Source organism: Allobosea sp. 2KB_26, assembly GCF_052115715.1.
Classification (GTDB): domain Bacteria; phylum Pseudomonadota; class Alphaproteobacteria; order Rhizobiales; family Beijerinckiaceae; genus Allobosea.
In genome coordinates this window covers 272,527-287,112 of record NZ_JBFRHE010000002.1, presented here as the reverse complement: position 1 = coordinate 287,112, position 14,586 = coordinate 272,527, and the positions used below count along the sequence as shown (strand labels likewise).

The following is a 14,586-nucleotide window of genomic DNA, read 5'->3' as shown; positions in this document are numbered from 1 at the left end:
AGGAATGCCACCGGCCCTTCGCGGGAGAAGGCCGGTGTCGGAAGAAGCCGGTGCGGAAACCGGCCAGGACACCAAACGCTCGGGGAGAATGACTGGGATGAGCATCGCACAAGATTTGGGGCAGGTTGCGCCGTCCCCCGGCTTACTGGACCGGGAACGGATCATTGCGACTGCGGGGTTCAATCGCTGGCTGGTGCCGCCTGCGGCGCTCTGCATCCACCTCTGCATCGGCATGGCCTATGGTTTCAGCGTGTTCTGGCTGCCACTCAGTCAGGCGATCGGCATCACCAAGCCCGTCGCCTGCGCGGCGGATGTCGGGCTGATCGGCTCGCTGTTCACGACGAGCTGCGACTGGAAGGTCGCCGATCTCGGCTGGATGTACACGCTGTTCTTCGTGCTGCTCGGCTCTTCGGCTGCCATCTGGGGCGGCTGGCTCGAACGCTCGGGCCCGCGCAAGGCGGCCTTTGTCTCGGCGCTGTGCTGGTGTGGCGGACTGCTGATCTCGGCCTTTGGCGTCTACACCCACCAGCTCTGGCTGATGTGGCTGGGCTCGGGCGTGATCGGCGGCATCGGACTTGGCCTCGGCTACATCTCTCCGGTCTCGACGCTGGTGAAATGGTTCCCGGACCGGCGCGGCATGGCGACCGGCATGGCGATCATGGGATTCGGCGGCGGCGCGATGATCGGCTCGCCGCTGGCAGACATCCTGATGAACTATTTCAAGACGCCGACCTCCGTCGGTGTCTGGCAAACCTTCGTCGTGATGGCCGTGATCTACTTCGCCTTCATGATGGCCGGTGCCTTCGGCTACCGCATTCCGCCCGCCGGCTGGCGCCCGGAAGGCTGGACACCGCCGGCCACGCAGAACGCCATGATCACGTCCGGCCATGTCCATCTCAAGGACGCACACAAGACGCGGCAGTTCTGGCTGATCTGGGCCGTGCTCTGCCTCAACGTCTCTGCCGGCATCGGCGTGCTCGGCATGGCATCGCCGATGCTGCAGGAGATCTTCGCGGGATCGCTGATCGGCAAGCCCGAGATCGGCTTTGCCGCGCTCGATGCCGAGCAGAAGAAGCAGATCGCGACGATCGCCGCGGCCTTTGTCGGCCTGCTCTCGCTGTTCAACATCGTCGGCCGCTTCTTCTGGGCCTCGCTGTCGGATAAGCTCGGGCGCAAGCTGACCTATGCCACCTTCTTCGGCCTCGGCATGCTGCTCTACGGACTCTCGCCCTGGGCGGCGCATGCCGGCTCGCTGGCGCTGTTCGTCGCCTTCTTCTGCATCATCCTGTCGATGTATGGCGGCGGCTTCGCGACCGTTCCGGCTTATCTCGCCGACATGTTCGGAACCCAGTTCGTCGGCGCGATCCACGGGCGCCTCCTGACGGCCTGGTCCACCGCCGGCATCGTCGGCCCAGTGGTGGTGAACTACATCCGCGAGGCGCAGATCAATGCGGGCGTGCCCCGTGCGCAGGTCTATGACCGGACGATGTATATCCTGGCCGGCATGCTGGTGCTGGGCTTCATCGCCAATCTGCTGGTCCGCCCCGTCGCGACGAAGTGGTTCATGAAGGACGCCGAAGTGGCTGCCCTCCAGGCCAAGTCGGCCAATGCCAGCGCCAGCCTGCAATACGGCTCCTTCGGCATCGGCAAGGGTGGACTCGATGGCACCGCGCTGCTCGCCTGGGCCGTCGTCGGCATCCCGATTGCCTGGGGTGTCTGGATCACCCTGTCCAAGTCGCTGGCGCTGTTCCGGTAGCCGACAGTATTCGGACATGATTGTCGAGGCCCGCGGCATGCCGCGGGCCTCGATCCGTTTGGGGAATGCTGGCCAAGGAGACAGTTGTCCGCCCTTCCCGCGATTCAGACGTAAGTACAATGTCCTGTCTAATTTTCTTCGATTGGCCTGTGAGAGAGCGGTCGCTCATGAACCTCCCGTCCCAGGGGCGGCCTGGGAGAGCTGCATGGACAACGGTACGCCCGATCGGTTATATTCCAGAGGATATAACGAAGTTCCCAGATCCCGCGACCATTGGGTGCCATGCCGGATGACAGAGCGACCTCCCACCTGGAACGAGCCGCGACGCTGGAGGCCAGAGCCTTGCAGGCCAGCGAGCTGTTCAAGGTCCTGGCTCACAAGAACCGACTGCAGTTGCTCTATCTGCTTGCCGAGCAGGAACGCTCGGTCGCCGAACTCGAAACCGCCTTGTCCCTGAGCCAGGCCATGGTGTCCCAGCAGCTGACCCGCCTGCGGCTCCAGAGAATCGTGTCGACCCGCCGCGTCGGCCGGCGGATCTTCTATCGCCTGAACGACCGAGGCGTCGGCGCCGTGATCGCAGCCACCCTCGACGCAACGGCTGCGCACTGGACGAAAGCTCACGCCTGATCGAGGCGCGCGCAAAGGCCGGTCTAGTCATGCTAGTCGCCGGACAGGGGCCGTTCCGCCATTTCCGTTGCGACCGGCCCGTCGATCGGCGTGTCGTAGGTCATCAGGATATAGCCAAGCACTGTGTAGAAGCCGACGGTCGCGATCAGGTCGAAGACCGCCTTGCGCCCGAATGCCTCCGCAAGCTCGGCCTCTAGCTCGGCCGGCAGGCGCCGTTGATCGAAGAGCGCGTCGACGGCACGCGCGACCAGCCCGTCCTCACCCTCCGGCATTCCGCGCATCGCGGCGATACGCGCATCGCTCATCCCCAGCACCCGGGACCGGCTGACATGGTGGGCCCATTCATAGGGCGAGCCCATCCGGTGCGCGGCGCGCAGGATCACCAGCTCCGAACGCACAGCGCCGAGCGCGCTGTCCTTCACCACATGCTGGCGCAGCGCCGCCCAGGCCTTCAGCAACTCGGGGTGATGCGCCATCGTCCGGTAGACATTGAGCGCGCCGGCGAACCCGGTTCGCATCTCGGCAATCTGGTCGGGCCAGTCGGCATCCGCAATCGGTGGGCAGGGAGAGGTCGTCATCGTCAATCTCGTTGAAGGCAGCGCCGGAGGATGCCGGTTCTCAAAGCATCGGCCCGAAACGTGAATTGCGGTTTTCGGGACAGCCGATGCAAACACAGAGAGCTTAGATCATTGGAACGGATACGGGATCAGGTCCGATGATCAAGGCGCGAGATATCTTGCGTAGAGGACGGGAGCACGATCGGCCAGATGCCCACGACGCATCTGAACCTCCATGCCCCTCTTCCAAGCGAACACCTGTTCCGCTTCGGCAGTCTGGCGAATTCATGCCGCACGCCCCTGGGACAGGGGCGCACTGACGTTACGTACGCATGTCTTGAAAGCACAAAGGAAGTGCTTTATATCCCCCGGCATGGCTTCGCGCTATCAGTCGACCATGAGCTACATCCTGGCCCCCTCGCCGGATGACATGCGCGCGATCCGCGCGACGCTCGCCGATTATGCCGAGATGATGCGCATCCTCGACGCGATCGAGCGTGATCGCGGCGCCAGCGCAAATCTCGTTGCCCTGCATGAGCAGGCCTATGCCACCATCCGCGAACAGACCCGGTTGCCGGCGCGGCTGGTGACGCTCGGCCTGCGCGATCACGCCGGGCGGACGAGCGGAGCCATCATCGCAGACCTGCCGCTGGATGGGCGGCTCTATGCCATCAAGACCCCCACGCATCTGAGCCTCTCCACCATCGAGGGGCGCAGGCTCATTCCCTATTCCGTTGCCGGCTACGTACCGGGTTGGTCGGATCACGCCGAAGCACGGCTGGTCCTGAGGGATGACGAAACGCTCATCCTGGTCGGCATCGCCGCTGTCATCACACCGAAGGAGACCGTCATGGCCACCGAAGGAATTCTATCGCGCATCGGGCGTATCATTGCGGGCGCCGCCCACGGCACCGTCGACGCGCTTGAAGGCGCCAACGCCATCGTCACCGTCGAGCAGTCGATCAGGGAGATCGACGCCGTCGCGGAGGATGCACGGGCGGGCGCCGGCAAGGCGCGCGCCGAAGAGCACCGCCTCAAGGCCAAGATCGCCGAGATCAACGAGGAGATCGAGGATCTCGCCGGCAAGATCGAAGTCGGCCTGGCCAGCGGGCGCGAGGATCTGGTCACGCCCGTGATCGGCCTGCAGATCGACCTGGAGGCGCAGCGTTCGGCGCTGGAGACGGCGCTGGCCGAGGCTGCCGGCAAGATCGACGACGCAGGCAAGGCGCTCCAGGCGGTCAATTCCGCCAGACAGGATGCGGTTGCCCGGCTCGCCGCCCTGAAGAAGAGCAAGGGGGCGCAGGATGCGAGCCAGGACGTCAGTGCCTCGGTCCGCAACGACAACCGGCTGGCGCAATCGCTGAACGCGATCGAACGCGTCACCGGTGTCTCGGGGCGGCCAATGACGGGCGCCTCCGAAGTCGAGGAACTCGCCCGCCTGCAGCGTGAGAAGGCAATCCAGGAGCGACTGGCCCGCTACAAGGGCCAGAGCGGTTCATGAGCGCGCTCACTGCGCCGGGCTTCTATCCCTTCACGATCGCTGCGCTGATCCTCGTCGGCATCGTCGCCATCGAGATTGTCGCGATGGTCGTTGGGATGTCGATCTCGTCGCTGGTGAATGACGGGCTCTCCGATCACGGCGTCCATAGCGAGCACGGCCCGCTCGACGCCTGGATGTCCTGGCTCAACCGGGGCGGCGTGCCGCTGCTCGTCCTGATCATGATTGGGCTGGCCTCATTCGCCATCGCCGGGTTCGCCATTCAGGGCCTGGCCCAGGCACTTCTTGCGCCGTTGCCGACACTGGTTGCGAGCCTGCTCGCCGTGGCGGCGGCGCTGCCGATGACACGTGTGCTGTCGCGTTGGACGGCGCGGATCATCCCGAGCGACGAATCCAGCGCCATCAGCCAGTCCGACCTGATCGGGCTGATCGGAACGGTGACGCTGGGCCCGCTCGACCAGGGCAAGCCGGGGCAGGTCCGCGTCAGGGACCTGCACGGCAACATTCATGTCCTGCGGACAAAGGCCGCCGCGGGCCACCTCATCCCGCAAGGGGCGAGCGTTCTGGTGGTCGATGGTTCCAATGGGTTGTTCGAGGCCATTCCTGCGCCGGAGGAACTCGGCGCGCAGACCTGAAGCTGGGTAAGGGGAAATACGTTCATGGACTATGTTTCCATCCTCACGATTGCCGGAACGGCGATTGTGCTCATCGTCGGCATCGGCGTGGTCATGGCGGCGCTTTATACGCGCTCGACCCGGGACAAGGCCTATGTCCGCACCGGCCTCGGCGGCAAGAAGGTCGTCCTGGACGGGGGATCCGTGATCCTGCCGATCTTCCATTCCTATTCCTGGGTGCAACTCAGCACGCTGCGGCTTGAAGTGCAGCGCAGCGAAGGCGAGTCCCTGATCACGGCCGATCGCATGCGGGCCGATATCACCGCCGAGTTCTACGTCCGGGTGAAGCCGGATGCGGACAATATCGCCCTGGCGGCCCAGACGCTGGGCGACCGGACGAACAATGCCGACCTGCTGAAGACGCTGGTGGAAGCCAAGTTCGTCGATGGACTTCGCTCGGTTGCCGCGACCATGAGCCTGAAGGACCTGCAGGAAAAGCGCTCCGAATTCGTGAAGGCGGTGCAGGATGCCGTCGCAGCCGACCTGCAGTCCAACGGTCTCGAGCTCGAGTCCGTCTCGCTTACGCGGCTCGACCAGACCGACATCAAGCATTTCAACCCCAACAACACTTTTGACGCCGAGGGCCTGACCGCACTCACCCGCGTCACCGAGGAGCGCCGCCGCGAACGCAACGAGATCGTGCGCGAAAACGAGGTGGCCATCGCGACGAAGGACCGTGAGGCAGCGCTGCAACGCCTGACGATCGAACGCGAGCAACGTGACGCCGAGCTCAACCAGCAGCGCGACATCGTCAACAAGACAGCAGAGACGCGCGCGGAACAGGCCCGTGCGGAGCAGGCGGCGCGCCTGGCCGAGGAGACAGCCCGGCTCGAGACCGAACGCGGCGTGGCCAAGAACGAAGCGGAGGCCCGCCAGGCCAAGGAGACCGCCCGCATCACGGCCGAGCGTGGCATTGCCGAAAGCGAGGCCGAAGCGACGCGCATCACCGAGACTGCCAGGATCGACGCCGCCATCGCCGTCGCGCAGAAGAGCGAAGCCGAGTCGCAGGCCAAGGCAAAGGCGGAAGAGGCCAAGGCCGCGGCTGTCACCGCCGAGGAGCAGGTCGCGACCGCACGCGCCGTCGAAGTCGCCGAGCGCGCCAAGAAGATCGCCGTCATCGACGCCCGCAAGGTCGCCGAGCAGGCCGCGACCGGCATCACGGTCAAGGCCGAGGCTGAACGAGAGGCTGCCGAGAACCTCGCAGCCGCCATGCTGACCCAGGCGCAGGCCGAAGCCGATGCCGCCAAGTTTCGCGCCGGCGGCATCATCGAACTCGGCGAGGCGGAGGCGAAGCGCGAGCGCGCGATCAACGAAGCCCGCAATTCGCTTTCGCCGCAGATGGTCGATTTCGAGCTGACGAAGCAGCGCATTGCCGTCATTCCCGATGCCCTCGCGCAGGCGATGAAGCCGATCGAGAAGATCTCCGACATCAAGATCTTCAGCGCCGGCGGCCTGCTCGGAGCCATGAGTGCCGGGGGCGCGGGGTCGGCCGGCCATGCCGGCCCGATCGCGGACCTCAGCAGTCAGCTCCTCAGCTACGGCGCGCAAAAGCCGATCGTCGATGCGATCCTGGCCCAGGCCGGATTCGCGGGAGATGATCCCGTGCACGCCTTGCTCAATGGCACGCAACGCCCGACCGCGCTTCCCGCAGCCGAAAGCGGGGCGGCGTAGGCGATCGAGCGCCGCTTGGTCGATGGGCTGAAGGACAGAAGAGAAGGCAGGCCGGGCCAAGCGTCCGGCCTGGACCTCCCCCTCAGAGGTCCGGAGACTGATCGATCAGCGTCAACCGGGGGATCTTCGTCCCCTGGTCGAGGACGGCGCCGGGCGCGATGACCGCGTTCGCGCCGATCCGCACGTGATCCCCGACGAGCGCCCCGAACTTCTCGACACCGGGCTCGACGACCCGTCCGCCGAAGACGAAGCGGATGGCCTTCGCCTCCCATTCGTTGCGATGGTTCGCAATGATCGCACCGGCTTCGAGATTGACGTCCGCGCCCAGGATCGAGTCGCCGACGAAGTTGAAATGCGCGAGCTTGGCCCCGCTGAACATGAAACTCGACTTGAGCTCGCATCCGGGCCCGATGATGCAGCCCTCGTCCAGGAACACGCCGCCACGCAGATAGGCGCCGGCCGCCAGGAAGCAGCCCGGCCCAACAATGGCGGGCCCCTTCAGGACAGCCCCGCTCTCGATGGTCGCGGTTCGGTGCACGGCGACATCGCCCTCGCGCCTGTAACCCTCGTCTAGATCGCTGAGCGCCGCCCCGACCAGCTCCACGGCTCTCCGGGTTATCTGCCAAGCGTAATGATCGTCCCGTCCGAAAGGCGAATCCGGCCAAGACGCGACGAATTTTTCGATCCGTAGATCGTCAGACATGGCGTCTCCTGACTCTCTCCATGGACATGAGACGCGATGTCAGCGCCCCACCGCAATGGCGATTGATATGCAGGCGAAAGCCATGCAACACTTTGCGTCCGAACTGGATTGAGGATGCTTGGTGCATTCGTCCACGCACAGTGTCGAACAACAACAAGGTTAGACGATCCCGCTTCGTCTAACGGCAGGACACCTGATTTTGGCTCAGGGAATTGTGGTTCGAATCCATGAGCGGGAACCACCCAAGACACGTCGTCAGCCGGCATTCCCGGTTTTCGCGTTTGTACCCGTTCCGAATGGTCGTGAACGAGCCCCCATCCCCTCGCCCGCTGGCCAAGACATGCTGACGCTCGACCATCTCACCGTGATTGCGCCGACGCTGGTCGAAGGCGTCTGCCATGTTCGAACCTGCCTCGACCTCGATGTCCCCTTCGGACAGCGCCATGGCTATATGGGCACCTATAATCACCTGCTGCAGCTCGGCGGAACCGTCTATTTGGAGATCGTCGCGCTTGATCCGGATGCGCAGGGGCCGGGGCGTGCGCGCTGGTTCGGCCTCGACAATCCTGGCGCCGTGAAGGCCGATTGGGATGCGGGGCGCCGCTTGCGCGGCTGGGTCGCGCGAACCGACGCCATCGACCTGGTCCTTCGCGGTCGCGAAGACATCTTTGGGCGAAAGGTCTCGCTGCCATGGACCGCCCCCTCCTTTGACTTCGCGATCCCGGATGACGGCGCCCTGCCCCTCGGCGGAGCGGCCCCCTCGATCATCGACCGGCGCGGCAAGCCGCGCGCCATGTCTGCGATTGCGGATCTGGGTGCACGGCTGCGCTCGTTCACGCTCGAACACCGTGACGCCGTCGCCCTCTCCGCGCTCTATGAGGAACTCGGGATCGACCGTCCGCCTGTCATCATACCGGGCGATGATCTGCGCTATCGCGCGCTGATCGAAACGCCGGCCGGCGTGAAGGAACTGTCCTGAGTTAGCGAAACACCCGATCCCACCGGACTCTCGACCCATCGCAGAGCGGTTCGACGCAAGATGCCTGACCATTGCGCCCCATGAACAAGGTACGCCGCATGCCCAAGCGCCCACCGTTCGAGCGTATCGCGCTGCTTCTGCAAGGCGGAGGAGCGCTCGGTTCCTATCAGGCCGGAGTCTACCAGGCCCTGGCCGAAGCCAATCTGCATCCTGACTGGGTGGCGGGCATCTCGATCGGCGCGATCAATTCCGCCCTGATCGCCGGCAATCCGCCGGAGAAGCGCGTGGATGCGCTGCGCAGCTTCTGGGAGGCGATCACCGCGCCGCTGCCGGGTTTCCCTGCGATGGTCTCGTCCATGATGGGGGCGATGGCTGGCAATGGCGATCTCGCTCATGGCTGGCTCAACCAGACGCGTGCCCTTTCCACGCTGATGGGCGGCGCGCCGGACTTCTTCAGCCCGCGCCCGATCCCGCCCTTCCTGTCCTCGGATGGCGGTGCGGCTGCAGAGAGCTTCTACGACGTCAGCCCACTCAAGGCGACGCTGGAGCGGCTCGTCGATTTCGATCGCATTAATGCCGGCCCGATGCGCTTCAGCGTGGGAGCCGTGAATGTGAGAACCGGCAATTTCGCCTATTTCGATACGGCGACCCATGTCATCGCGGCCGAGCATGTGATGGCCAGCGGAGCCTTGCCGCCGGGTTTCCCCGCAGTAGAGATCGATGGTGAGAGCTACTGGTTTGGCGGGCTGGTTTCCAACACTCCGCTGCAATGGGTGCTGGACAGCCGGCCTCGCCAGGACACACTCGCATTTCAGGTCGACCTCTGGAGCGCGAAGGGCGAGTTTCCCACCGATCTGGTGAGCCAGGATTCGCGCTTGAAGGATATTCGCTTCTCAAGCCGGACCCGCGCAGCGACCGACCAGTTCCGGAAGAACCAGAGCCTGCGGCGCGCGCTGCGGCACCTGATCGAATACGTTCCCAAAGCGGCATTGGCCAACGCCGATCCTGACGTTCTCGCGTTGATCGCCGAAGCCGATGACAAGATCCACAACATCGTCCACCTGATCTACCGCTCCAAGAGCTATGAGGGTTCCTCCAAGGACTACGAGTTTTCGCGCGCGACCATGGAGGAGCACTGGGCCTCGGGCTACGAAGACGCGTCCCTTACCCTGAGCTATCCCGAAGTGCTGCGGCCTGCGGAGACGCCCGACGGCGTCGCCACCTTCGACCTGGCGGAACTGGCGCTGCGAAAGCGCAGATAGTGGCTTGCGAGCATGCCGCAGCAGGCTTCAGACCGATCACGAGCAACGAGGACACAGCGTCATGAAGATCGCCGATGTGCGCGCCAATGCTTTCGCGATGCCCCTGAACAATCCCGCCTACCCGAAACCGCCCTACAAGTTCTACAATCGCGAATTCGTCGTCATCAATTACCGGACGGATCCTGAGCGGCTGCGCGCGCTGGTGCCCGAGCCTCTGGAGGTGATCGGCGATACCGTGGCCTATGAGTTCATCCGCATGCCGGATTCGACCGGTTTCGGCGACTATACCGAGACCGGGCAGGTCATCCCGGTGCGCTTCACCACGGCGACGGGCGAGGTCCAGGAAGGCGGCTATGTCCACGCCATGTATCTCGACGACAATTCACCTATTGCCGGCGGGCGCGAGATCTGGGGCTTTCCGAAAAAGCTGGCGACGCCGAAGCTGACGCATCAACAGGAGACACTCGTCGGCACCCTGCACTACGGCTCGGTTCTCTGCGCGACCGCCACCATGGGTTACAAGCATCGCGAGCTCGATCTGGCGCCGCTTGCCAAAGCCATGGCCAAGCCCGCCTTCATGATCAAGATCATTCCCCATGTCGACGGCTCGCCGCGCATCTGCGAGCTGGTGCGCTACTACATGGAGGACGTGACGTTGAAGGGAGCCTGGTCCGGCCCGGCCGCCCTGCAGCTCTTCGAGCATGCGATGTGTGACGTGGCGCGGCTGCCCGTCCACGAAGTGGTCTCGGCGAGCCACTACATTGCCGACCTGACGCTGGGCCTCGGCGAGGTCGTGTTTGACTACCTCGCAACCGGCGCAGCCAAGGCCTGAACGGCGATCCGTTCGGCGCGTCGAAGCGTGTATCGGCCGATGGGATCAGTGCTTCGCTATAGGCACACCCTATCGGCCCTCGTGAAGAGCAACTGGTCCGACACTCCAGGTTGAAACGATCGACGCTGCCGAGGTGACGACGCCCTGTCTCCGTCGCCCGGCAGATGGAAGGTCAGCGCGTTTCCGGGCAAACAATCATTGACGTAGGCGGCGGAACGCAAAGGTCCCGAATCGGCCCAAAACTGACGTAACGTCGCCAAAAAGTACACTTGGCGAACAATATTCCCTAGCGTCAGTATTATCCACCCGTGTTGCCGAATTGTATCTACCCTCATCTTCCGATCGCGCGCGGATATCGGCGCCGCCGCGACGTCTATCCCCCGTGCGATTTTTGGTCTTTGGATCGAAGCTGACGGGTCCAACGGACGAATCGCGATGAAGGGTGCCTTTGGGGGGCGCAGCATGAATTTCTGGGCATCGACTGGGCGCCAGGCGCCCTCCGTGAGCGCGAACGCGGGCATGTTTGCGGGGCATGAGCGCCAGCATTCCGGCATGCGGCGGGCCTGGCTCGCCAGCGTATCGGCACTCGCCCTGCTCGGAGCCCTGGTTGCAACGCCGGCATTGGCGATTGATGTCGCGAACCAGAGCGACTGGAACGCGGCCGTTGCGGCCGTCGCGGCTGCGGGCGCCGGTTCCACCACCACGATCAACATCACCAATGGCTTTACGCTGACGAGTTCGCTCGCCCAGCTACAGGCGAGCAACGCCAATGTCACGGTGAACATCACCGGTAACAGCCAGGTGATCGATGGTGCGGCGGCCTTTCAAGGCATCCAGGTCAATGGCGCCAATGCGCCGACCGTCAACATCTCCAACCTGTCGATCACCAACACCGCCGCGCGTGGCGGCAAAGGCGAGAACGGATATAACGGCTATTACAGCGGCGGGCTCGCGTATGGCGCAGGCGGCGGCGGCGGCGGCGGCCTCGGCGCGGGCGGTGGCCTGCTGGTCGGCAGCGGCGCCAATGTCACGATCGCCGAAGTCACCTTCAGCAGCAACGCGGCGACGGGCGGCGCCGGCGGCAATGGCGGCGTCGCGCAGAACACCGCATCCGATCCGACCGGCGGCAATGGCGGTGCCGGCGGCGCGGCCAATAATGGTGGCGCCACCGGTGGCGGCGGCGCGGGCGGTCTCGGCGGCAACACCGGCACGCAAGGTACCGCCGGCACGGCGGGTTCATCCTTCGGCGCTGGTGGCGGCGGTGGCGGCGGTTCCGGCACCACTAGCAGCACCGCCTATACGCCGAACAACAATGGCGGCGCAGGCAATGCGAATGGCGGCAATGGCGCACAGGGCGGCGATGGCGTCACCAACAACAATGGCTCGCAGGGCCCAGGCTCGGATGGCGGCTCCGGCGGTGCGGGCGGCGCGGCACGCGGGGGCGCGATCTATGTCGCCACCGGCGGCTCGCTGACTATCCTCGATTCCTCGATTTCGGGCGTCTCGGTCACCGGGGGGACTGGCGGCACTCAGGGCGTCGGACAGGGCCCGAGCAGTTTCAGCGGGTCGCCCGGCGCAGCCGGCATCGCCAGCGGCGCTGCGATCTACCTCAGCGGCGTGACGGCGAATATCGGCGTCTCGAGCGGGACGGTGACCTATGCCAGCTCGATCGGCGGCAATGGCCTGATCAGCGGCGGCGTGACCACGGCGCTCAACAAGACCGGCGCGGGCACACTCGTATTGTCCGCCGCGAACGACTTCACCGGCAATATCGCCATCAGCGGCGGTACACTCTCGATCGGAGCCAGCAACAACCTCGGCAACGCCGCCAATGACCTGGTGCTCTCGAACGGCGGTACACTGGCGGTCACGGCCACCACCACGCTGGCGGCGGCGCGGACGTTCAGCATCACCGGTTCCGGCGGCATCGACGTGGCCAGCGGCACAACGACGACGCTGCAGGGCGTCATCTCGAACGGCTCCTCCGCCGGCAGCCTGGTCAAGGCCGGCAGCGGCACGCTCACGCTTTCGGGCGCCAATACCTATACCGGAACGACCTTCATCACCGCTGGCACCCTGACCATCACCGGCGGCCAGGCGATCAGTGACACCGGTCGTGTCGAGATCGCCAGCGGCGCGACCCTCGATGTCGCGCAGAGCGAGACGATCGGCTTCCTGTCGGGTGTCTCGGGCGCGCAGGTCATCATCGCCAGCGGCCAGACGCTGACGACCGAGGACAACAGCGGAGGAAACTTCGCCGGGACGATCTCGGGTGCGGGCAGCCTCAAGCAGAACTTCGCTGGCACCACGACAATTTCGGGCACCAGCACCTATACAGGCCCGACAACCGTGTCTGTCGGAACGTTGGTGGTGAACGGCTCGATCGCCTCATCCTCCAGCTTGACCGTCAATGCAGGCGCCACGCTCGGTGGCTCCGGCCAGGTGCCCGGCACCACGGTTTACGGCACGCTCGCACCGGGCAATTCGCCGGGCACGATCACGGTCAATGGCAACCTGACGCTGGGTGCGGGCTCGACCTATATTGCCGAAGTACAGGGCGCGGTCTCCGACCGGGTCAACGTCACCGGCACGGCAACGCTTGCCGGTATGTTGCGGATCGTGCCGCTGAGCGGCCCCTATACCTTCAACAGCGCCTATACCCTGCTCTCGGCGGCGGGTGGCCGCAGTGGCACATTCGGCACGACCGATGTCACCGCGTCCTTCGGCGACGGCGTCACCAGCGCGGTAAGCTACACCGCCAATGACGTGCTCCTGACACTGACGCCCAAGGCGATGACGACGCTCGGCGTCACGGCTCCCCTGAACGCCTTTTCGGTCGCCGCAGGCCTCGACCGGGCGGTGGCGGGCGGGGCCGATCCGTCGGCGCTGTTCGGCATCTACAATCTGCCGGCCGCGGCAATCCCCGGGGCGGTGAACCAGCTGTCGGGCGAGGCCCACACCGCCGCGCCGGCGATGGCGGTCTCGGCCGCCGACCAGTTCCTGCGTGCGATGCTCGATCCCTTCGCGGCGGGCCGCGGCACCGCGGGGCCTGCCCCCCCTGGCGAAGCTTCCTACTCCGGCCTCGTCCGCAAGGGCGCCGACGCACCGACCACGCCGACTGTCCTCGATCCGCCGCCCTACACCGTCTGGGGCGCAGCCTTCGGCTCGGTCGGTCGCAGCGACGGCAGTGCGCGCATCGGCTCGGCCAGGCGCGATCTCGACGATGCCCATCTCGCCGTCGGCGCCGATTTCAGGATCATGCCGGGCACGGTTGCGGGTTTTGCGGTCTCCGGCGGCAGCGCCCGGTCCTCGCTTTCCGGGGGGCTCGGCAAGGCCGAGGCCGATGTCTTCCAGGCCGGCCTCTACGGCACGACCCGGCTCGGCCCGGTCAACCTTGCCGCCGCCTTCGGCTATGGCCGACTCGAGAACGAGATCAAGCGCAGCATCCCGGTGCTCGGCAGCGCACTGTCCTCCTCCTATGCGACGACCGCCTGGAGCGGCCGGTTGCAGGCGAGCGCCGCCGTGCTCGACTGGAACGGCCTGACGCTCTCGCCGCTGGCCGCGCTGCAGGCGATCCAGGCGCGCAGCCCGGCCCTGACCGAGGCGAACTGGGCCGGCGCCAATGCCGGTGCGCTCACTCTGGCGAAGCGCAACGACATCACCTCGCGCAGCGAGCTTGGCCTGCAGCTCGACTATGCCAGCGGGCTGAACGGGCTGCCGGTCGCCGGCTATCTCCGGGCGAGCTGGGCGCATTATTACCAGCGCGATGCCGGCCTCTCCGCCTCGATTGCCGGCCTCATCGGCTCAGGCTTCACGGTCGAGGGTGCCAGGCCCGCCCGCAACAGCGCGCTGCTCGCCGCCGGGCTCGATCTCAAGCTCAGCCCCTCCGTCACGCTCGGCGCCCGCCTCGACGGCGAACTCTCCGGCTCCACCAACCGCCTCGGTGGCCAGGCTCAGATCAGGTTGAGCTTCTGAGCACAACCCACTGCAGCAATTAGCTGTTCCCGCCAGGGCGCCTCATGGAAGC

At 65.6% G+C, this 14,586-nt stretch carries 11 protein-coding genes and 1 tRNA gene; 10 read left to right on the top strand and 2 right to left on the bottom strand.

The window, feature by feature from the left end:
- Positions 1 to 97: 97 nt before the first annotated feature.
- Both AB4099_RS09540 and AB4099_RS09535 read left to right on the top strand, forming a co-directional pair.
- Positions 98 to 1,756, top strand: coding sequence for an OFA family MFS transporter (locus AB4099_RS09540; RefSeq protein WP_113516000.1), 1,659 nt, complete (start codon positions 98 to 100; stop codon positions 1,754 to 1,756).
- 282 nt (positions 1,757 to 2,038) lie between these two features.
- Entirely contained in the window at positions 2,039 to 2,383 is a 345-nt protein-coding gene (locus AB4099_RS09535) for an ArsR/SmtB family transcription factor (protein ID WP_441477883.1), read from the top strand.
- 32 nt (positions 2,384 to 2,415) lie between these two features.
- On the opposite strand, the gene AB4099_RS09530 is transcribed toward AB4099_RS09535, so the two are convergent.
- Positions 2,416 to 2,961: a carboxymuconolactone decarboxylase family protein gene (locus AB4099_RS09530; RefSeq protein WP_113516002.1), complete on the bottom strand. Its 546-nt coding sequence runs from the start codon at positions 2,959 to 2,961 to the stop codon at positions 2,416 to 2,418.
- 376 nt (positions 2,962 to 3,337) lie between these two features.
- Here AB4099_RS09530 and AB4099_RS09525 point away from each other — a divergent pair, with 376 nt between their 5' ends.
- From AB4099_RS09525 to AB4099_RS09515, 3 genes are read left to right on the top strand one after another with little or no spacing between them, the layout of a single operon-like run.
- On the top strand, positions 3,338 to 4,441 hold the full coding sequence (locus tag AB4099_RS09525) for a PspA/IM30 family protein (protein WP_162768187.1): 1,104 nt from the start codon (positions 3,338 to 3,340) through the stop codon (positions 4,439 to 4,441).
- Positions 4,438 to 5,073, top strand: coding sequence for an OB-fold-containig protein (locus tag AB4099_RS09520; RefSeq protein WP_113516004.1), 636 nt, complete (start codon positions 4,438 to 4,440; stop codon positions 5,071 to 5,073). Before AB4099_RS09525 ends, AB4099_RS09520 begins: the two co-directional genes overlap by 4 nt.
- Positions 5,074 to 5,097: 24 nt before the next feature.
- The gene (locus tag AB4099_RS09515) at positions 5,098 to 6,783 is read left to right on the top strand and encodes a flotillin family protein (RefSeq protein ID WP_113516005.1); all 1,686 of its coding nucleotides are present in this window, start codon (positions 5,098 to 5,100) and stop codon (positions 6,781 to 6,783) included.
- Between the two features lie 82 nt (positions 6,784 to 6,865).
- Here the strand turns inward: AB4099_RS09515 and AB4099_RS09510 are convergent, their stop codons facing one another.
- A complete protein-coding gene (locus AB4099_RS09510) occupies positions 6,866 to 7,486 on the bottom strand; it encodes an LbetaH domain-containing protein (RefSeq protein ID WP_441477882.1) in 621 nt (206 codons plus the stop codon).
- A 167-nt stretch (positions 7,487 to 7,653) separates the two neighbouring features.
- Here AB4099_RS09510 and AB4099_RS09505 point away from each other — a divergent pair.
- From AB4099_RS09505 to AB4099_RS09485, 5 genes are all read left to right on the top strand, one after another.
- A tRNA-Gln gene (locus AB4099_RS09505) sits at positions 7,654 to 7,727 on the top strand.
- Between the two features lie 99 nt (positions 7,728 to 7,826).
- Positions 7,827 to 8,465: a VOC family protein gene (locus tag AB4099_RS09500; protein ID WP_441477881.1), complete on the top strand. Its 639-nt coding sequence runs from the start codon at positions 7,827 to 7,829 to the stop codon at positions 8,463 to 8,465.
- Positions 8,466 to 8,563: 98 nt separating this feature from the next.
- On the top strand, positions 8,564 to 9,727 hold the full coding sequence (locus AB4099_RS09495; RefSeq protein WP_441477880.1) for a patatin-like phospholipase family protein: 1,164 nt from the start codon (positions 8,564 to 8,566) through the stop codon (positions 9,725 to 9,727).
- A gap of 61 nt (positions 9,728 to 9,788) precedes the next feature.
- A complete protein-coding gene (locus AB4099_RS09490; protein ID WP_441477879.1) occupies positions 9,789 to 10,559 on the top strand; it encodes an acetoacetate decarboxylase in 771 nt (256 codons plus the stop codon).
- A gap of 501 nt (positions 10,560 to 11,060) precedes the next feature.
- A complete protein-coding gene (locus AB4099_RS09485) occupies positions 11,061 to 14,534 on the top strand; it encodes an autotransporter domain-containing protein (RefSeq protein WP_441477878.1) in 3,474 nt (1,157 codons plus the stop codon).
- Positions 14,535 to 14,586 lie beyond the last annotated feature (52 nt).